At 52.1% G+C, this 20978-nt stretch carries 12 protein-coding genes; 1 reads left to right on the plus strand and 11 read right to left on the minus strand.

The window, feature by feature from the left end; all coding sequences use genetic code 11:
- Positions 1-15 precede the first annotated feature (15 nt).
- Positions 16-972, minus strand: a complete 957-nt coding sequence (locus ACX1C1_RS24300) for an ROK family protein (protein ID WP_458954689.1) — start codon at positions 970-972, stop codon at positions 16-18.
- On the minus strand, positions 972-2021 hold the full coding sequence (locus tag ACX1C1_RS24305; RefSeq protein WP_458954690.1) for an SIS domain-containing protein: 1050 nt from the start codon (positions 2019-2021) through the stop codon (positions 972-974). The genes ACX1C1_RS24300 and ACX1C1_RS24305 overlap by 1 nt, the downstream gene beginning before the upstream one ends.
- Before the next feature lie 324 nt (positions 2022-2345).
- Here ACX1C1_RS24305 and katG point away from each other — a divergent pair, with 324 nt between their 5' ends.
- The gene (katG, locus tag ACX1C1_RS24310) at positions 2346-4532 is read left to right on the plus strand and encodes a catalase/peroxidase HPI (protein ID WP_458954691.1); all 2187 of its coding nucleotides are present in this window, start codon (positions 2346-2348) and stop codon (positions 4530-4532) included.
- A gap of 98 nt (positions 4533-4630) precedes the next feature.
- Here katG and ACX1C1_RS24315 read toward each other — a convergent pair whose 3' ends face one another.
- The 9 genes from ACX1C1_RS24315 to ACX1C1_RS24355 form a co-directional block, all read right to left on the minus strand.
- Positions 4631-10249, minus strand: coding sequence for an Ig-like domain-containing protein (locus ACX1C1_RS24315; protein WP_458954692.1), 5619 nt, complete (start codon positions 10247-10249; stop codon positions 4631-4633).
- A 118-nt stretch (positions 10250-10367) separates the two neighbouring features.
- Entirely contained in the window at positions 10368-11648 is a 1281-nt protein-coding gene (locus ACX1C1_RS24320; RefSeq protein WP_458954693.1) for an FAD-dependent oxidoreductase, read from the minus strand.
- Between the two features lie 3 nt (positions 11649-11651).
- Entirely contained in the window at positions 11652-12725 is a 1074-nt protein-coding gene (gene bglB / locus ACX1C1_RS24325) for a beta-galactosidase BglB (protein ID WP_458954694.1), read from the minus strand.
- Between the two features lie 19 nt (positions 12726-12744).
- Complete coding sequence (locus ACX1C1_RS24330) at positions 12745-13920, minus strand: oligogalacturonate lyase family protein (RefSeq protein ID WP_458954695.1); 1176 nt, start codon at positions 13918-13920, stop codon at positions 12745-12747.
- A 29-nt stretch (positions 13921-13949) separates the two neighbouring features.
- Positions 13950-14774, minus strand: coding sequence for a carbohydrate ABC transporter permease (locus ACX1C1_RS24335; RefSeq protein WP_458954696.1), 825 nt, complete (start codon positions 14772-14774; stop codon positions 13950-13952).
- A 19-nt stretch (positions 14775-14793) separates the two neighbouring features.
- Positions 14794-15657: a carbohydrate ABC transporter permease gene (locus tag ACX1C1_RS24340; RefSeq protein ID WP_458954697.1), complete on the minus strand. Its 864-nt coding sequence runs from the start codon at positions 15655-15657 to the stop codon at positions 14794-14796.
- A 34-nt stretch (positions 15658-15691) separates the two neighbouring features.
- Positions 15692-17044, minus strand: coding sequence for an ABC transporter substrate-binding protein (locus ACX1C1_RS24345; protein WP_458954698.1), 1353 nt, complete (start codon positions 17042-17044; stop codon positions 15692-15694).
- A 206-nt stretch (positions 17045-17250) separates the two neighbouring features.
- Entirely contained in the window at positions 17251-18834 is a 1584-nt protein-coding gene (locus ACX1C1_RS24350) for a response regulator transcription factor (protein WP_458954699.1), read from the minus strand.
- On the minus strand, positions 18831-20549 hold the full coding sequence (locus tag ACX1C1_RS24355) for a sensor histidine kinase (RefSeq protein ID WP_458954700.1): 1719 nt from the start codon (positions 20547-20549) through the stop codon (positions 18831-18833). The genes ACX1C1_RS24350 and ACX1C1_RS24355 overlap by 4 nt, the downstream gene beginning before the upstream one ends.
- Positions 20550-20978: the final 429 nt, after the last annotated feature.

A 20978-nucleotide genomic window follows, 5' to 3' on the forward strand; every position in this document is an offset into this window, starting at 1 on the left:
AGTAATATCATTTCTCTAGCGTTGGTCACGCGCATATAAGGCACTGCCAATGATGCCGGCTTCATCGTTATTTTCTGCCGCAACCACCTTGAGGCCATCTCGGAACTCCGGGATTAGATTAGCGAACAACTCTTCGCGCAGCGGCCCAAGCAGCCGCTCTCCCGCAAGTGCTCCGCCTCCGCCAACGATGATCACCTCGGGGCTAAGCACCGCTGCGGCAGCAGCAAGCGCCCTGCCGCATAACCTGCCCGCTCTCGTAAGGATCTCTGTCGCTAGAGAATCTCCAGCATCAAGAGCCTTGGATAAATCGGCTCCGGTAATTTCCGATATGGCATCGCCAGGGAACCATTGCCGCAGAATACTGTCCCGGCCAGCTGCCAATCGTTTGTGCGTTTGCCTGAGCATGCCGGAAGCAGAAGCGACCGTCTCCAGACAGCCGCTTAACCCGCATGTACATGCTTCTTCGATTCCGTCCATGCGTACGTGACCGATTTCGCCCGCCATCGCCTTATGACCGTACAGCAGCTTGCCGTCGCTTACGGCGGCGGAAGCAATGCCTGTCCCGATCGTAATGCCGAGTACGTGACGGTAACCCCTGCCCGCTCCTGCCACTGCTTCTCCGTATACATACAGCTTTACGTCGTTATCTAGAAACGTAGGAATACCGATGCGCTGCTCCAATTCGGATGCGACCGGGATATTCCTCCAATTTAAGTTCCCGGCGAAACGGGACAAGCCGGCTTGCGGATCCACCAATCCGGGAATGCCAATGCCGATTCTGCCGATTGTATCCTGCGAGCCGTATTCCGTCCGTAATTCTTCTGCCATGGCGGCAATGCGGTCCAACACCGACGCAGCGCCAAGATGGGCTTCCGTCGGACGTTTCCGTTTGCCGATTACTTGGCCTGTTTCGTCAACCACACCACATACGATATTGGTTCCCCCGACATCCACCCCAATCGTCAATGCCATTAGATCTTGACGACCTGAGTCAAATTCCGCGGATAATCCGGATCGACCCCATGCTTCAAGGCTGTATAGAAGCCCAAATATTGCAGGACCGGCATGTAGAGAACGGTACGCGCCTCGTCGGAGAGGGAGGCCCCGCCTATCTCGAATACCTCATCGGCGAACGAAGTATCGTCGCCTGCCGCTGCCGTTAAGATCATCACAGTAGCTCCATAGTTTTTCATCTCTTCTGCGACCTTGAGCTCATAGGCACGCGTTTGCTCGGATAGAAGCAGACAGATTAATGTGCCAGGCTCAACGAGCGACTTGGGACCATGACGGAACTCCAGCGTCCCATAGCTTTCTGTCCACACATAGGCCATCTCTTTGAGCTTCAGGCATGCCTCCTGAGAAGCGCCGTAATACGTTCCCATCCCCAGATAAATAATCTTATTGAACGAATGCCGGTCCGTTAATTGTTCCGCAAAGCCTCCGCTTCGCGCCACGATGTCCGCCGACAGTTCGCTGACGCTCTCCATTTGACTGACATATCGTTGCCCCGCTGCCATGGCAATAGCGGCCTGCATCATATAGGTCATGCTGCTGAACGACTTGGTCATAACCGTGCTGGCTTCTTGTCCGAGCGGCGACACCAAACATTCTGTCATCGTTCCTAATTGGCTGGAAGGATGGCAAGTAATGCCGCATGTTGTCCAGCCTAATAATTCCTTCACCGAATCCAGAGCCATAATAACCTCCGAGGACTCGCCCGAACGGGAAACGCCAACCAGCAAGACACGGCTTGCCCCCGCTACAGATTGCTCGCGAAGCAGCAATATATCAGAGGACGGAAGAGCGACAGCTCTTCGGCCGAGCCATAACCTGCATGTTGCAGCCATAATCATCGCCTGATAATAAGACGATCCAGAGCCGATGAAGACGATCTCATCGAATCTTTGGTTACCGATATAAGATGATACCCAGTCCCCTTGCCCCTGCAGCCCTAACCAGGCCGCTTTGATCGCTTCTGCTTGACCCCCGATTTCCGGGAGCGTAATCTTTCCCTTCTGCATAACATCCAACCTCCCGTTTACGTATTCCCTTCCATCATAGAACGCCTCCCCTCCTGCCGAAATAAACCATTCCTTACACTAGCTTACCGTCGTTATCCGATTTCACCTCCGATTTATTGCCCGTGGCGTCGACGGCACGCATCCAATGTAAAGATCCATTAACCTATGTCGCTTTCGGTTTGGATACCGCGCCGTAATGCAAAGTCATGCACGCTGCAAATTGCTTCTCTGCAAAGGAAGGCAGCATGCAGGAATTAGAGCCGTTTTCATAGAATAGAGTTATTATTAACTGCTATTTTCTATAAACCAATAGGAGCTGATTCAATGGACACAAACGTCACAGCAAGCACAGGCAAATGCCCAGTCATGCACGGCAGCGCGACAAGCCCCAAATCAAGCGGCACGTCAAATCGCGATTGGTGGCCCAATCAATTGAATCTCAACATTCTTCATCAACATGACAGAAAGTCCAATCCGATGGACGCAGGCTTCGAATATTCGGTAGAGTTCCACAAGCTAGACTACTTTGCGCTTAAACAAGATCTGCTTCATCTCATGACCGATAGCCAGGACTGGTGGCCCGCCGATTATGGTCACTATGGTCCTTTCTTTATCCGGATGGCATGGCATTCTGCCGGCACTTATCGTACCGGCGACGGTCGTGGAGGCGCCGGAAGCGGTTCGCAACGCTTCGCCCCGCTCAATAGCTGGCCGGACAACGGCAATCTCGATAAGGCGCGTCGACTGCTTTGGCCGATTAAACAAAAATATGGAAACAAAATTTCATGGGCGGACCTGTTCGTGTTGACCGGTAATGTTGCCATTGAATCCATGGGCGGCAAAACCTTTGGTTTCGGCGGCGGGCGCCCGGACATCTGGCATCCCGAAGAAGATATTTATTGGGGGAAGGAAACGGAGTGGCTTGGCGACAAGCGGTACTCCGGCGAGCGCGATCTTGAGAATCCGCTTGCCGCCGTGCAGATGGGCTTAATTTATGTCAATCCGGAGGGTCCTAACGGTAATCCGGATCCGCTTGCCAGCGGTCGCGATATTCGCGATACCTTTGCTCGAATGGGTATGGACGATGAAGAAACGGTTGCGCTTGTCGCCGGCGGTCATACATTCGGCAAGGCGCATGGGGCAGGAGACGCTGCACTCGTCGGTGCAGAACCGGAGGCTGCTGCAGTCGAGGCGCAAGGACTGGGCTGGCTCAGCTCGCATGGCTCCGGCAAAGGCCGAGATACCATCACTAGCGGCGTAGAAGGCGCTTGGACAGCGAACCCCACGCAGTGGGATAACGGTTACTTCGACCTGCTGTTCGGCTACGAATGGGAGCTGTCGCAAAGTCCGGCAGGCGCGCATCAATGGGCGCCAATCGATCCCGCCGAGGAGCATCTTGCTCCGGATGCCGAGGATGCGTCCATACGTGTGCCGACGATGATGACGACAGCCGATATGGCTATGCGCATGGACCCGGCATACGAGAAAATCTCTCGTCGTTTCCATCAGAATCCGGATGAATTCGCTGATGCGTTCGCACGCGCATGGTTCAAGTTGACTCATCGCGACATGGGACCTCGCGCAAGGTATTTGGGTCCGGAGGTCCCGGACGAAGTACTGATCTGGCAAGATCCCGTGGCACCTGCCGATTATGAGCTGACAGAGGACGAAATCGAATCTATCAAGGCTTCGATTCTGGACTCCGGACTTACGATTAGCGAGCTGGTTACGACGGCTTGGGCTTCGGCAAGCACCTTCCGCGGCTCGGATAAGCGAGGCGGCGCCAACGGCGCACGTATCCGTCTGGCTCCGCAGAAGGACTGGGCGATTAATCAGCCGCAGCAATTAACCAAGGTGCTGACGATACTGGAAGGCATTCAGGAGGAGCTTGACAAAAATGTGAGTATCGCTGACCTCATCGTACTCGGAGGCAGCGCCGCAGTCGAGAAAGCGGCACGGGATGCGGGCTTTGATGTCACGGTTCCGTTTGCTCCAGGACGCGGCGATGCATCGCAGGAACAAACCGACGTGGAAAGCTTCGCTGTCTTAAAGCCTTACGCCGACGGCTTCCGCAACTATCATCACAAACATAGCTCCAGCATCGCTGCCGAGCTATTGATCGACAAAGCGCATTTGCTGCAACTTAGCGCTCCAGAGCTGACGGCGCTGATCGGTGGTATGCGCGTGCTCGGCACGAATTATGGCGGTACGCAACATGGCGTATTTACGGATCGTGTCGGTGTGCTGACGAACGATTTCTTCGTCAATCTGCTGGATATGAATGTAGCGTGGAAACCTGCGGAAGACGGCGTGTACGAGGGCCGCGATCGCAGCAGCGGCCAGGTTGTCCGAACAGCGACGGTCGTGGACCTCGTCTTCGGCTCCAATTCCGTCCTTCGCTCCCTTGCAGAGGTCTACGCGCAGGATGATAATAAGGAAAAGTTTGTGAAGGACTTTATCGCAGCGTGGGTCAAGATCATGAATGCAGATCGATTTGACCTTAGCGTGTAATCGAATAAGCAGATTGTAGATTTCAGCCCACCGTCAGACCAAACGAGCAAGCCCTCCTGCATATCGGAGGGCTTGCTCGTTTATTACTTCATTGAGTCTTAATCTAAGTTCTCCATCCATAGCCGTGCTCTCCGAATGAGCGTTAATGCCTCTGCTCTGGTAACTGTGTCAGCTGGCGCGAACAGATGATTATCTCTCCCATTCATAAGCTCAGCATGGTACAGTGCGAATACCGCCTCTCTTGCCCAAGTAGGAATCGATGATTCATCCTTGTATCTTTTACCGATATCGGATCCATTCGGAAGCTCCAAAGCACGATAGATGATTACTGCCAATTCGGCTCTTGTCAGCTGGCGAAGCGGGGCAAAACGCTGTCCATCCTCCCCTTTAATCCAGCCCAAAGCCGCAAGCCGTTCGACCGCGCCTCTTGCCCATTGCGGAATATCATTCGTGTCGGCGAACATCACCGTATTCGCTTCTGCTCCCCCTGGAGAGATTGCCCGATCGAGCAGCACGGACAGCTCAGCTCGATTAATGGGTACATCCGGTCTAAATGTTCCGTCTGGATAGCCTTCGACAATTTTTTGTTCTACTGCCCAGGTAATCGAATTAAATGCCCAGTGACCTAACGCGTCAGAGAAACGTTCCATAACTTCTGTACCTGGTTCGGGTTCTGACTCTGATTCAAGTTCGTGCTCGATCTCCTCCTCCTTGCCTCCGATATCCTGACCGGGGGCGATAGGTCCATCGTCAATCGACTCGCCGCTGCCTGTTTCTTCAAGTTCCCAGACGGCGTACAGCGTTAGATTAGCGCCGCCTACATTCAAGCTTGATCCCGGTGAAAGCTGCAAGCCTGAGCCATCCGCTTTTGTATTCCATCCTCCAAAGACATGACCCGTCTTCGATAAAGCTCCCGTATTGTCCAGCATGACCACTTCCATGCCTTGCGTGTAGAAGATGTTGTCCACCGGAGCATCTCCAGAGGAATGACCATTACCATCGTACTGAACATGCAGCTCCTCCAGCGAAGCAGAACCCAGCTTTAATGTACCGTATCTCGCAACCGCGGAAAACCACCCCTCTTGTTGTATTCGATTGACATCCTTGTCAAGGAAATAGAAGATGTTGACCCCATCCACGTTCAGAATGATTCGTACGCCATGCTCCTCATTAATAGCTCCGACCTGGATTTGTCTGTCCGCTCGATAAGGCAGTACATCGTTGGGGTAGGCATCTCCGCCAAAGCTCGTAAAACCCGGAATGTTGCCGAATAAGACTGTCCTCACCCCACCGTTGAATCTCTGGAGCTCAATCTCCGACTGCTTGATGACAATCGCATACGTGTCGCGTAGCGAAGACGCTTTATTCTGATTACGAATTTGAATGACCTGCCAGCCCCCTTCCGCATCGATATGGAGATTGAAGGTTAGCAGCTCGTTCAGAAACGTATTGCCTTCGTAAAATCCTTGACCTGCAGGAGTCGTTAATAACACTTCCCCGTTTACATGATCGACTACACCGGAGGACACCTTCCAATTCGTTGCGTCCTGCAGCTCGTCGTTCAGTAGATACGGCTGGATCTCCAGGCCTTGATCGCTGCTATACAACGCCACATCGATCGATAATGTCCGTGAATGCACGATGCCATCCACCGTGGCTGTCACGGTGACAGCAGCTTCACCTTCCATTAAAGCAGTCATTACTCCGTTGCCGTCAATCGTCAGAACTTCGGGAGCCGAGCTGGAATATTGAACGGTAACCAGCCCACGTTGACGACCAAGTTCGGTCAGACCAAACGCCCCAAGCTCCAGCGATTCTCCAACCGTGACGACTCTTCCCTCTCCATTCACATTTCGGAATCCGAGCGATTGGACTTCGTCGCCTACATATACCTCCGTGCGAACCGTTCGGATGAGATCCCCCCACAAAATGTCACTGTAGACGGTCGTTTTCCCCGCCGACAGCCCGCTCAGCATACCATTGGAATCAACCGAAACGACACTATTGTCGCCAGAGCGATATACAATCGTCGCCGAGCTTAAATCCGAAGGCTCGCCCTTGTTTTTAGTTGCCTCAAAGCTCAATTCATACGTTTCGTTTAGACCGATATCGATCACTTTCGGCGCCAACACCCGCTCCAGCTCGGAGGATAAGTCAGCATATTCATCCTTGAGTCCCGCATTGGCAATAATCGATAATGCCTCCTGCGGCCAGTTGGCATCCGGATAGACGTGTGTGTTCGTAACGGTGAAGGTCGTCCCGTACAAATCATGAACCTTGCCGCCTGTTATATAGGTATTGTCGAAGATCAATTCCGTCTCTGTGCCCCTGTTCCAATAAAGATCATAATTCGGCCACTGAGGTGTATCTGTAAAGTCGATCACGTTAGAGCGGAACGTCCAATATCTGGAGGCATTGTCGGCGTATAGGACCGCCGTTCGGTTCATCTGATTTTCAATATAGTTGCCGATTGCCGTATTATGCTGATCCGGAGAAACCGCGTGGTAGCCGACTGCATAGATTGCTCCGCCGTCATAAACGCCTTCTCCAAGCAAATCGTGAATATAATTGTCGTGTACCCTTACATCCTTTACACCTTTGCTGACGAAATTATACCAACCGTAGCCAATATGGATGCCGGAATAAGGGATATTGAAGATATGATTGTTGCTAATCTCCATATCGGTAGGGAAACCCGCCGAAATAGCGGCTGCCGAAGCGTATTCAATTCCAATATCATGCACATAGTTGTTCGTAATATCGACATTTCTGATCAGTAATCGTTCATCGCTCGGAGAATGGATGGCCGCATTATTGACCGTGGGCTCCCCGACGTTCAGCCCGCTTCCAGAAATATCGTAGAATCGATTGCCCCTGATGAAGCTGTCTTGAATACCTTGAATCATTTGCAGCCCGGTACTGCCAATCTTGGAGAACGTGTTACGCTCGAACACAATATGATGCGCCAGCTTCACGGTGACAGCCGCTTCGATCAGACGATCATCTTGACCCGGATAACGTAATTGATTGTTTTGTACATCCGGCAGACCCATCTCTGTGCTTGGCCACATCCATGTTGTGTAGGCGAAGGACAAACCTTCGAAGCGAATATGATGGACGCGCTGCTCCGCAGAAAGCCCTTCGACCTCCAGCAGCTCCTCGAGCTCCGGTGCCGTCACGACTGCTTCATTCACGTTTTCGAACGAACGTGGTTTGTAATAAAAATAATCATCGTCTGCATACCATTCTCCTTCGCGATCCAGAAGCTCGTACGCGTTCTCGATGTAGACAGGTCCCTTGGAGACCGAGGTTCCGCCTTTCGTAGTAGATGCCGTCCAAGCAGGCTGCTTCATCGTGAAGGCGATTTCCGTACCTCCCGACTGCAATTGAACCGATTCCACCCCTACACGTGGCTGTGTCCATTGCTCCAAGAAAACAAATTCGACCGCACTTGGATTGCTCCAATTGGCGATGGAAATGTCTTTGCTCGTGAAACCAGTTCCAGTTTTCACAGCGTCGGTAAGACCGCCTTCACTCCGTGCCCGGATGGCACGCACACCATTCACATATAATTGTCTGGTCGTAATACCTTCCGAAGGTGCGCGCCAAATTCCTTTGCTCGAATCATGCAGCTGCCATCCCTCAATAGCTCTTCCGCCGCTAATAATCGCTTCCCCTTCGACTTGCGAACGGTATACAACATCAAATCCGTTATTTCCCGAATCTTGCTGATCAAGCTTGAACGACTCTTCAAGCTCGTATACGCCGGGCATCAGCACGATTTCGATATCTCCACTAAGCGGATTAGCCAATAATAGTCTGGCTGCATCTCTTGCCCGCTCGAGCGAAGCGAATGGCGACTGTGCCGTACCGGCGTTGGGATCATCTCCACTTGGCGAAACATAAATGCTTTGCTGTATAGGTCTAGCCGTGACCGTGATTTCAGAAGATGCCGTGAACCCGCCATCCACCGAAGTCGCCGTGATGATGGCTATCCCAGGCGATACAGCGGTAACTCCGCCATAACCGTCCACAATCGCGACTGCATCGTCGCTGCTGCTCCACACTATGTCCCGATTACTTGCAATCATCGGCAGAACAGCAGCGTCCAGTGCAATTAATGCGCCCTCGGGCATTGTTGCTTCTTCGGGCTGAAGGGTAATGCCTGTCGCGGGCTGCAGCACCACCTCCACGACTGCAGTTGCCGTATAGCTCTGGCTCGTTACCGAATCTGTAACCTCTGCAGTAATGACCGCGTCGCCTTCGTCAATGCCCGTGACACGACCTCTCGCATCCACGATAGCCACAGCTTCGTCACTGCTAGACCAAGCGAGCTCGTAGAAATACGCGTCAGCCGGCGTTACTTCTACGTTTATCTCAACTTGCTCTCCAGTGTCGATCGTCAATAACGAAGGTGACAACGCTACGGAAGTGACCGACTGCGGGATCAGCGATGTGATCTGTACATCGTCAATGTACATGACAGCCGGGTCAGGACCGCGGAAGAGACCGAAGTCCACTTTGGTAATCGCAGTCTGAGCGGTCTGGAACGTATAACCCGAACCTGCGAGAACGCCGTCTATAAATATGGAGAACTCTCCCCTTGATGCATCCACCGCAAGGGTGAACGAATACCAATGATCCGCTTCATACCCTTCCATTATAGTGATCCATCCACCTTGATGGACGGCAATATTGCCATTGCTGTGGAAAGCGATCTGCGCGATTGCACCGCTGCTGCCGCGCAGGATAGGGATATAAGCTACGGTATCCTGCTGACCGGCCATCGCTCTGAAAGAAAGGAGCATTTGCTCCTGCGGCTCGGACAAGGTTTTGCTCATATAGTAAGTAGCTGCGTTGTTTCCTTCATAACGTTCAATCGACAGACTCTGTCCCGTGTCGCCGGGTATAGCAGCAGTCAAAGCCCGATTGCCAGCAACCGTCGTTTCTACGTCGAAGCTCGGAGGGTACAATCCGATATCGAGTCCCTCGAAATCTTCTTCGAATGTGTATGCGACAGACGGCTCTGTTTCCTCGGTAAGACTGGATACCTTTATTTCATCAATAGCGAGCGAGCCCGTATTCGTACCGCCTTGCAAGCCGAATTGAAGCTGTCTCAAGTAAGGCTGATTCGTTCGGAATGTCTCTCCATCAACGGCAAGCGTTCCGTCAACGTAAACATCAAACGTCTGCGACTCGGCATCGATATCGATGCGGATGTCGTACCAGACGTCAGTTTGGTAGGATGCTACCGTAAACCAGCCGGCTGGACGAAACGCCTTAATCGTTCCGTCACTATGGAAAGCAACCTGAGTCAGCAGATTATCCGCACCACGAAGCACGGGAATATAAGCGATCACATTCGATTGCATCGCCTTCGCCCGCACCTCGACGATTGCCTTCTCGGCATAATCGGCTTCTTGCAGCGTATAGTTCGCATAGGATGACGTTGTATTGGCCGCAGTTCGTTCTATGAACAAACTCTTGTTGACCGCATCCGGTATTTCTGCTACCTCTGCCGAATAATTCACGCTGCTCGTCAGCGCGCTCATGGATGCCGGATAGTTGCCTGTTACGGTATCATTAAAATCCTCTTGCCAAATGATTGCGCTTACATAATTAGCGTTGGCTACGCTTCCCCATCCGGGTAACGCTATGCTCGTCAACAATGCAAACATGACGAACATGGCTACCGTTTTCCTCCAGACTTTCCTCATTCCCAAATCCCCCTTTAGTTTTCAATTGCCGAGCTTTGGCGAGAAGGCGCCTGCGCAAGCTTTCTCCGCTCGCATGCAGGCACCGCTCTGCCACATCGACTCATTTATTGTTGTCCGGCTACAGCTCGTAACCTCTCCTCTTCATCTCCGCGGCAACTTGTTCGCCTTGAACCTCGTGGAACGATCCGCCGCAAGCAATGGCCTCTGCCGCTGCGATCCCAACGGCTTCTCCCATTGCAACAGCAGTCGAAGTGATCCGGTAAGAGGCATGGGCATAGAAGTCGCCGCTTATGCATCTGCCTGCGAATGCCAGATTTTGTATTTCTGAGGACACCAAGCTTCGAAAAGGTACATGATACGGCTGTGTAGTAATCCCCGCATTTCCATATCCGTGTGTCTGGGAGGAATTCGTTGCATGAATGTCCACAGCAAACTTGACCATACACACGCCATCCGCGAATTTCTGCCCCGTCACGATATCGTCCAGCGTCAGCTTGTATAGACCCCGAAGTCTCCTGCCTTCTCTCATCGCAATGTGCGGAGGCGTTGCGATCAGCTCCAGCTCACTCCATTCTGGTTGCCTGCGCAAGAGACGAATGACCGAATGAATTTCGGCTCGCCCCTGCAGCGTTGCCTCTGTCACCGCGAATGAATCGTCGCAGCGAACATCAAATTGATGATTGACGGACAGCACGTAAGTCCCCTTTAGCGGCAGTGCAATAATCGTCGGCGCCTTGTTGCTCGTCTCGCATGTCAAGCCGTTCAAATAATCGCGGAATGCACGTTTACTCTCGTACGTCTCCATCGTACGGAATGACTCCGGAACGCCTCTTACAATGGCATGCATGCTGGCAGGCTGGATTTGCCCCGTCTCTGGATGACCCATATCAAAGGAACAGCCGGCTCTTGCCGCCAAATCGCCGTTCCCGGTACAATCGACGAACACCTTCGCCTCCAATGCCAGACGCCCAGACATACCCTCGACGCAAATCGCCTTCAGCTTGCCGCTCTCCTGGACAGCCTGAACCACCCGTGAATGGAGCAAGACGTGAACACCGGCCTCCCGGCACAAGTCCTCCAGCAGAATCTTCATGGACTCCACGTCATAGATGAAATTATGGTTATTGTTTCGCGGCAGCACTTCTCCTCGAAGAGCAAGCTCTTGCTTGATTCTCTGCATGAGCCCGCCTTTGCCCTCCATATCCAGAATCAGCGTCAGCATCCCCGATGTCCATACACCGCCCAAACAGCCGCATACTTCGACCAGCAGCGTCTTCAAGCCTTGACCGGCGGCGGCAAGCGCCGCGGCAATTCCTGCCGGACCGCCGCCGCTTACAATGATGTCGTAACCTCCGGCGACCGGAACCTCCAGTCGCTCTTGTATCGTTTGCGTATTCAACTGTTATCCCGCCTCGTCGATTTTTTGCCATTCCGTCAGCATCAAGATGGCTAACGCCTGCCCGTAAGTCATCGGACAGATAGGAATATTGCGATAAGCGTCCAGATCCGCTCCCATGCCGGTCCCATAGGAAACCTCCAGCACTGTACCATCCGCCGCAATTCGCCGTGCGACCGCCTCTGCAGCCCGAAGTCCGTTCTCCAGATATTCATTGCCAAGATATCCGAGCCTGACACACTTGAGAATACCGTATGCAAATCCAGCCGTAGCCGAAGTTTCTCCGTACGATTGAGGTTCGTTAAGCAGCGTCGGCCACATGCCGCTATCAGACTGAAGGCTTCGAAGCGCGTTCACCTGTGCCTGAAGGCTGTCTAACAAGAAGTGTTTGACGCCTCCATGACTGCCGTCGATCATCTCCAAATAATCCGGAATCGCCACCGTTAACCAGCAATTCCCTCTGGCCCACAGTGCCTCGGCGAAATGATGGCGCCCGGCAAACGTCCAGCCATGAAACAGTAGACCGCTCTTGCGATCGGTCAGATACGCCAGATGCACCAGAAACTGACGCACGGACTCATCCACGTAGTCTTGGCGATCCAACAGCTTGCCCATGCGGGCCAAGAACAGCACCGTCATAAACAACGTATCATCCCAGAGCTGCTGCTCGTTCGGCTCACCGCTTACGATATGCTGCAGTCCGTTCTGCTCCGTGCGGGGCATATCCCTCACGATCCACTCGGCCCAATCCTCGCATAACCGCAAATAATCTTCTCTCCCTGTGTACGCATACATATAGGACAGCGTCAGCATCGGGCAAGTTGTATTGACGTTCCTTTCGGGCAGCCCCTCGCCAATTCTGGCGTCGAACCAGCATATCAGCTCATCTAGCAGCTGCCGATCGCCGCTTGCCTCGTATTGTTTAAGCAGGCCGTACAATCCCACCCCTTGCGCCCATTCCCACTGATTCATATCGATAATGCTGATTGGACAGGTCTCGTCCATATTCGTTTCGTTATCCAAACGCATCATTTTGTCAGATACGGCCGTCAGGGTCCGCTGCATCGTTCCTCTGTCCATCCTTTACCCACCCTTCGTTCTAAAGCTCGACCATATACACAGCGGGAAGTCCATCCCGATCGGAGGTAAAGACGACATGTTTCCCATCCGGCGTAAAGACTGGATGAGGATGGGCGTCTTGTGTCGTCCCGTAACTTCTCCAGCTGGAGCCATGCCCGCATAACACCGTCTCGCGGCCTGTGGCAGGATCTGCAAGGTATAGATACCCTTCATGCTCGGTCTGACCATCGCCTACGATGAGCGAATGATCGTCATTGGAGATAAAATGACAATAGGGTGAGCAATCCATCACTACACGTTCTTGTAAGGTGTCTGGATCCAGCAGTCTAATCTGCTGCTTTAATTCCGCCTCATTCGTGATCGGTCTGTAAGTAAGGGGATCGACAACCGCGCTGGAGGACCACCCTTCATTGCGCTGTGTCCGGTATACGTACGCAATCGCCGTTCCATCCGGATGCCAATATTCATGCGAAATCATTTCGCCAGGCGATTGTGGTCGCGCCGAAATCCCTTTCCCTTCTCGCAGCAGCCATACGCGCGAGTCTACTTTGTGTGCCGGCCCTTCATGACAATACATGATTGTATCGCAATCGCCAGGTCGCAGCTGCGGATGTCCCAGCCAGCAACGCTCCTCATACATGACCTCGCTGCGTCCAGTTGCGAGATGGATCCTGACGATGCGGCAATGCGGGCGCGCCTCCCACTGGGCTTCGAATGCAGACCATCCTCCATGAGTCTCGATCCGGTCCTCTTCTTTCATCTCTACGGTAACCATATATTCGCCGTCGGCACCCATTCCGGGATTATCGTAAGCGAGCCAGCCTTCCTGCGTTGTATACACCGTTTCCTCATGCAGGTCCTCCATACAGGTCCTAACGATGGATTGGCCCCGCACATAATACAACCAGCGCTCGCCCGGCGATAGATTGGCGCTGAATGCCATAATATCTTGGCCGTCTGTCAGCTGACGCGACTCACCGCTCTCCAAATTCATCAGATGCAGCGAGCTTACACCTTCGTGGCGAGTCGCAAAGAGGAGGCCGCTTCCCTGCGAGGTGAAAATTCGATTATAGAAGTAAGGATGATGCGACAATACGCCATCCGATGTCAGCCTTGTTACCAGCTTGCCCGTCACGGCATCCCGGAACGTTTTTCTTGCCTGTATTGTCAGGCTGCCCTTCTGATTGTTGTTCAATTGTGACTCCATCCTTCCAAACCAATGCTTTATCCCTTAACTGATCCCGCCGCAAGACCCTTCACGATCTGCTCCTGGAAGATGATATAGATGATCACAACTGGTATCATCGTGTACAGAATGCCTGCACTGATCAAGCCGTATTCGCTTGAATATTCGCCTCGGAAATTGGCCAGCCCAATCGGTAGCGTACGCCATACATCGCTTGTGATCAGCACGGAAGCGTATACATATTCATTCCAAGCACCGATGAAGTCCAAGATGGCCAGCGTCGCAATCCCAGGCATGCTGAGCGGCAATATAATTTTGTAGAAGCTCTTCCAGTAGCCGCAGCCGTCCATAATCGCCGCTTCTTCCATTTCCTTCGGAATCGTGCGCATAAAGGCAACGAGAAGGAAGATCGCCCGCGGAAAACCGAATACCGAATAGACGATAACAAGCGATATCAGATTGTCTCTAAGTCCTAATTCGTTCATCTTTAAGAAGGTTGGCAGCAGCAGCGACTGCATCGGTACGGCAAGGCCAATGGCGAATAACGCCCACAGCCATGCGCTTCCCCGAAAGGGCAGACGTGCAATGATATAAGCCGTCATCGCTCCGAATACAACCGTAAACAGGGTGCCGAATACGGAAACAACAAGACTGTTCCAGAAGTAATCTCCAATACTGGCGCTGCTCCAGGCTCTAATGTAGTTATCGAAGTTCAACGCTTCGGGCAGCGCGAACGGACTGCGGAATATTTCGCGATTGGACTTAAACGAGCTAATCAACACCCACGCGAACAAACCAAGGGACAACAGCGCGTAGCCCCATAGAAAGCCATATTTGAATACATTTGCGGCGATACGTTTCATCCTGCCATCACCTTTCTCTTTAGTCCTTCGCAGACCATCTGTTCACCAGGACGGAGATGGTAACGGCAATTGCCATGATGGCAACCGCAATGGTGCTTCCATAACCATAATTCATGCGACTGAAGCCCTGATTGTACATATAACTGCCCGTCACTTCCGTTCGATGAATGGGCCCGCCTTGCGTCAGTATCAAGATAAAATCAAATTGCTTGAATGCACTTGTAACCGCCAGGATGAGACAAATGCCAACTACGCTGCTGATCATCGGAAGGATGACCTTAATGAGTCTTTGGAAGGCGTTCGCGCCATCGATCTCGGCCGCCTCCAGCACTTCTGGCGAAATGCCTTGAAGCGCAGCCAGCAAGATGATCATCATCAGTCCCACCTGTCCCCATACGAGCGGCATCGATACGGCCGACATCGCAGTAGCGGCATCGGAGAGCCATACTTTCGTATAAGCTCCCAAGCCGAGGTTTCGAAGAAGGGTATTTAAGATGCCGAAGTTATTTTCATAGATGAATTGAAACATGAGCGCCGTTGCTACGCTGGATATGACGACAGGGATGAAATAGATCGTCCGCAGGAACTTGAATGCGCGCACTTCGGTATACAGCAAGTACGCAAGCAGCAAGGCCAGCGGGATCATCAGCAATGTCAGAAAACCCAGCAGATACACCGTATTCAGCAGAGAACGATAGAAGATCGGATCCTGGAACAACCGAACATAGTTGTCCAGGAACAGATATTCCTTGGGAGAAATCGCGTCCCAGTCAAACAGACTGAAGTACGCGACCTCTCCGATCGGACTTAGAAAGAAGTAGGCGTAAAGCAACAGCGTCGGCAAAGTAAAGGCTGCTGTAATGATCAAACGTTCCCTTCTCATCGCCAATCGCTCCTATTCTTGCACCCTCTCGATGTTATTGAAACGCCGGATTGGGATGGTCGTTTATCGCCTGTTGGAATCGTTCCGCATACTCAGTGGGCGTAATGTTTTTTAAGTAAAGTCTCGTTTTGAGATCGTTATACGCCGCGCTGGCGTCACTGGACAACATATCGTTATGGTCGGGGAACACGCCTGCTTCTCCGGAATCGCGGAGCGCTAGCGCCTGAGCCATAATCGGATGAATCTTATCGCTGCGTTCCATGACGACTGGACTTGGATTCCCCGAAATTTCTTCCAGATCCTTGCCTACCTCTGGACCAGCCAAGAACTTGGCAAGCTCCCAAGCCGCTTCACGCTTCGCCTCATCCTCGTATGCCTGCTGACTCATGTAAACGAAGTAACCTACACCTGCCGTCAATTGATGACGTTCTGCTTCGTCAACCTTAGGGAAAGGAACCACTTTCACATGATCCAGCATATCCTCCGCGATACTGCCAAGGGTCCAGCTATGTTGGAAATACATCGGAGCCATACCGGCATTAAACAATTCGAGCGCTTGCAGCGTACCCATCGTTTCCATGCCTACCGGGAATGCTTCTTTGCCGATCAGCTCGGCCGCATATTCCGCCGTTTTGCCCAGCTTCTCGCCATATGGAGCCTTGCCTGTCAAACTGTCCCGCACACTCTCGCCGTACAGCTGATCATTAAGCACCGTCAGCATCGCTCTGGTCGTACCGTCATTGGCTGCAATCGGGATCAGCCCTTTGGCTTTAAACGCATCCACGGCTGTTAGAAGCTCGGACCATGTCGACGGCACCGTCACGCCATGCTCCTGGAACAATTGCTCATTGACGACGAAAGTCATCATATAGGCCTCGATTGGCAATCCGTAGATTCGGTTCTGGAACGTTGCCGAAGCATAGGCGTTCTCGATATATCGTCCTTCCATTTCCGCATCCGCTTCGATCAGATCCGTCAAATCCGCAACCATGCCATTCTGGATATAGCTGGCCGTATCCCGTACGCCCCAGTGCAAGAAAATGTCCGGTGGATCGTTGGCAGCCATCTCGGCCACAATCTTCTCGCGAATACCGTTGCCTGGAGCGGTTTCGACTGTCAACTCCACATGCTCGTTCGCTGCCATAAATCGATCAAGCGCCGGCTCGAAAGCAGCCGCCATTGCAACCTCGCCTGTCCAGCCATGCGCCAATCTCAGCTTAACTGGAGTTTTAGTCTCAGCCGTAGCCGCAGGCTCATTCGTAGCGGCCGGCGCTTGGCTTGCCTCCGTATTTCCGTTCGTCCCTGCATTGGAGCTGCATGCGGTTACGAGCAGCAGCGCGGCGAGTAGCAACGTTAGCAGCCGCATGGACATCATTGTTTTCCTCATGAATAAATTCCCCCTGTAACAAGTTGTTGGATCTGAAGCTCCCGCGCTTCATAGGAACAGTATAGAGAATTAGCGCTAGCCTCTTCCTTGATTCTTATCGAAAAAAACTTTGAATTCTTTGGATCACTATTTGAACAACCTCTATAAGCAAAAAAACCGTATGAAGAAAAGCCGATATAGCTTTTCTACACACGGGCAGTCATGTCCTATTCGTGTAAGGAGGAATGCTGCTTGCGATATTGATTGGGGGACATCGCATGCATCTTACTGAAGCTCGCTGTGAAATAATTAGGATCGTCGAAGCCTACCAAATTCGCGATTTCCGCAATCTTCATATCCGTATTGTTAAGCAGCAGCCTCGCTTGCTCCATGCGCACCTTCGAAACATAGTTAACAAATCGTTCGCCAGTTTCGCGTTTGAACAATGTACTGAGGTAAGTGGGATTAAAGTGTACATGAGCGGCGACCTCCGACAAACTGCATGCCTCCCTATAATGTTCGCCAATATACTCCATTGCTTTGCGGACTGCCTGTCCATTGCTTCGCTCCTGCCACTGCTCGAATAACTGCAGGAATCGATCTGCCATCTCCCGTACGGCAGATGGCCGTGCTTCGGCATCCAGCCCGCTAGGATCTGCATTTGATTGCGATACATCCGACGCCAATCCAGCGATGACTGATTCGCACCCATGATCTGGAGCTGTTGTTTGTTGCCCCGTGTCCATGCGCGAGAGCTTGCGGGCTAACGTCTGCAGCACTACGCTAACCATAAGATACTTGCCCCGTTGTTCGCTCATGGGCAAATTAGCGATCCCGTCGACCTCCCCTTTCACCAGAACGCGCAGCTGATCCACGACTCCGCTAGACATGACGTACAACCATTCCTCATACAGCGATTGCGCGCCCCCAGACCATAATAATGTCTCGCCTTGCGGACGCGGCTGGGCGGTAGCAATGTCATGTACCACCTGATTCTTGATCCCCTCATACCAGCTAGGCACTTCGCTGAGCTCCGTAATGAAACCTGCATCCATTAACGACAGTTCAACACCGAGCAGCCCCTTCGTCTGATTAATCATCTCTCCAGAAAGTTGTCCGAGGACGTCTGTTTCATGCCCTGCTTGCACGAACAGCACACTCAAATTAGTAGACATCGGCACATAACGCACTTCGCAGTCTGCCCGTTCCGCGAGCTCCAATACGATGTTTCTTATCGCAAATTGAAGCAATTCCATGTTGCCCTTGAACTTGCTGCCGGATTCGGCAAGCCCCTCCACGAACCAGCAAGCCCGGCCAATCAAGGATTGTTGAAGAACTGGAGTCATCTCATCCCGCTGCGGGAACCGAAGCAACAGCGCGCGAATTGCCTCATGCTCCAGCAACTCTCGCTCTCGCTCCAATCGCCGTTTCCCTGTTTGCAGCTTGTCATACATTCGGTCGAGCATGCCCGATACTTCTTCCTCTGGACAAGGTTTCAGCAGGAAATCGCTGACGCCATACTTCACGGCTGCCTGTGCGTAGGCAAAGTCCTTGTGACCAGTCAGGATGACCAATTCTACACCTAGCTTTTGCCGCGCCACGGCTTCTGCCAGCTCAATCCCGTTAATGACGGGCATCCGAATATCGATAATAGCCAGATCGGGTTTGATGGTCTGGATAAGCTCAAGACCTTCCTGCCCGTTCTTTGCTTCGCCTGCAATGGTCCATTGAGTCGTTTGCTCCATAATCAGCTTGCTCAATCCTCTGCGAATATACAGCTCGTCATCTACGAGAATCACTTTGCCCTTCATGCTGCTCCGTCGCCCCCCTTGGTGTCTTCAATGGTTTGATAAGGCAGAATGAGCCGAATTAAAGTGCCCTTCTCCTTCGTGCTTTCGATATCTAATCGGTAAGGCGCTCCGTACACGAGCTCAATGCGGCGAATAACGCCGCGAAGACCGATATGCTTATCCCGTTCCTCTTGTGTTCGTCCTTCGCGCAGTTCCTCCAGAATCGTGACGGGCATGCCCGAACCGTTATCCTCCACTTCGGCGACCAATTGACCTTCTATTCGTTTCAGTCGAACCGAAACTCGTTTCTCTTCTATCTCCTCCAGTTGGAAGGCATGTACGAATACGTTCTCAACGACTGGCTGCAGGAGAAGCGGCAAGATCCGGCAGTTCATCGTTTCTTCATCCGTCTCGATCGTCACATGCAGCGAATCCTCGAATCTGCCCTGCTGAATGTTCAAATAATTACTAAGCTGGCGAAGCTCGTCTTTTACGGTTGTTTCACCGCCGGCAGGTTCCAGAGAATAACGAAGCATCTCCGACAAAGCAATGATGATTCGTGCGTTGTCATGATCGTTCTGCAGGTACAGGCGCCAATAAACCATGTCCAATGTGTTATAGAGAAAATGTGGATTCAATTGCGCCTGAATCGCCTTGAGCTCCGCTTCCCTCTCGCGCAGCTGCTTCTCGTACACCTCTTCGATCAAGCTATTAATGTTTCGGACCATGGAGTTAAAGCTCTCTCCGAGAAATGCCATGTCATCACTCGTGCTTACCTCGATTTGCGTATCCATCTGTCCCGCCCTAACCTTGCGCATACCTTCGATCAGTCTCGTCATCGGGGTGAATAAGCGCTGCATCGTAAGAACAAGCAATATGCTGGACAGGATGATGCTTACCACCCCGCTGTACAACGATATTTGAAAAATAATGCTGCTTTTGTCCTCCAACTGTGCCAGTGACGTCCGGCCTCGCAGCTTAAAGCCTGTTTTGTCCGAGATGCTATCGGAGGTAATGTATGGATCGTCTGTACCGGATGGAGCGTCACCATAGAGCAGTTCGCCTTCGTTGTTATAGAGCTCTAGACTGCCTTCGGCATGATTCATTACGTGCTGCAGCTCATTGATGAAATACCGATTGTGAAACACGAAGACAAGGACGCCAAACGTTTCGAGCTTGTTCGATTTCATCCACCTTGCGGCTATGATCGCATCCCCCTTGTTCGGACTGCCCGCCAGCAGCTCATCCACCGAGTCCTTGAACCAGATAAGCTCGCCATTGCTATTCTCCAATTTGTCCAAGATCGCAGTATGCGCCGTTTCGTTAAGAGGACGGAACAGGAAGGAGTTAGCCGGGCGGAATTGATGTCCCTCCAGATCGAATAGGTTGATCGATAACAATTGCGGCTCTGCCAGCATCATTTGGTCCAATATATCTTGAACGGCGGTCGTATCATAATACGTAACCGCTTTCTTGTTTAGCGTTTCGATAATCTGTGGATGGAAGATCATCTGGTTGGATAGCTTGTAGCTGCTCTGTACCTTCTGTTCTACGCTGTACAATACTTGATCTACCGTACGGGAGAACTGACCCTTGATCTCATCGCGCGCAATCTGTACATGCCAGCTATAGGTCATATAACCCGCGACAAAAAAAACTGCTCCCAGGATGGCGCATAAACTTAGCACTACCTTCAGCTTCAGACTGTTCTTCTGCTTGAACGGACGCATCATCATATGCTGCTGCCTCGCTTCCTCGTTCACACGCTTGTCCCAATTCAGGAAAGCAGGTGATCAGCCGCATCATGCAGCCGTTAATGTCCATATTGTAGCGCATATGTATGAATTCGTCTTGCCAAAATGTATAGCGATGCGAAGCAGAGGCCTTGTGACGCCAGAAAAAAAAGCCGGACCCTGAGGTCCGGCGACATCTTGCCGCTCACTTATCCTCTATTGTTTCCTCAGTGTTGGTTAAGGGATTAAGGCGCCCCAACTCCTTGAGCAGAAGCGACGGAGGAAATCCATAAACCTATTTGAATACCCGGTTGAAGTAGGCTTGATCGAAAAAACCTACATATAATTAGGCGAACGGTTCACGAGCTTTGCCAACTGTACGACTCTGATCTCTTCACGATAATGAGCCAATACATAATCCTGAATACTTCC

The sequence above is a fragment of the Paenibacillus sp. strain BS8-2 genome (assembly GCF_054483835.1).

Coding starts and splice junctions, on each gene's coding strand:
- ACX1C1_RS24300 (WP_458954689.1), bottom strand. CDS start 972: ATGGCATTGACGATTGGGGTGGATGTCGGGGGAACCAATATCGTATGT.
- ACX1C1_RS24305 (WP_458954690.1), bottom strand. CDS start 2,021: ATGCAGAAGGGAAAGATTACGCTCCCGGAAATCGGGGGTCAAGCAGAA.
- katG (WP_458954691.1), top strand. CDS start 2,346: ATGGACACAAACGTCACAGCAAGCACAGGCAAATGCCCAGTCATGCAC.
- ACX1C1_RS24315 (WP_458954692.1), bottom strand. CDS start 10,249: ATGAGGAAAGTCTGGAGGAAAACGGTAGCCATGTTCGTCATGTTTGCA.
- bglB (WP_458954694.1), bottom strand. CDS start 12,725: ATGGACAGAGGAACGATGCAGCGGACCCTGACGGCCGTATCTGACAAA.
- ACX1C1_RS24335 (WP_458954696.1), bottom strand. CDS start 14,774: ATGAAACGTATCGCCGCAAATGTATTCAAATATGGCTTTCTATGGGGC.
- ACX1C1_RS24340 (WP_458954697.1), bottom strand. CDS start 15,657: ATGAGAAGGGAACGTTTGATCATTACAGCAGCCTTTACTTTGCCGACG.
- ACX1C1_RS24345 (WP_458954698.1), bottom strand. CDS start 17,044: ATGAGGAAAACAATGATGTCCATGCGGCTGCTAACGTTGCTACTCGCC.
- ACX1C1_RS24350 (WP_458954699.1), bottom strand. CDS start 18,834: ATGAAGGGCAAAGTGATTCTCGTAGATGACGAGCTGTATATTCGCAGA.
- ACX1C1_RS24355 (WP_458954700.1), bottom strand. CDS start 20,549: ATGATGATGCGTCCGTTCAAGCAGAAGAACAGTCTGAAGCTGAAGGTA.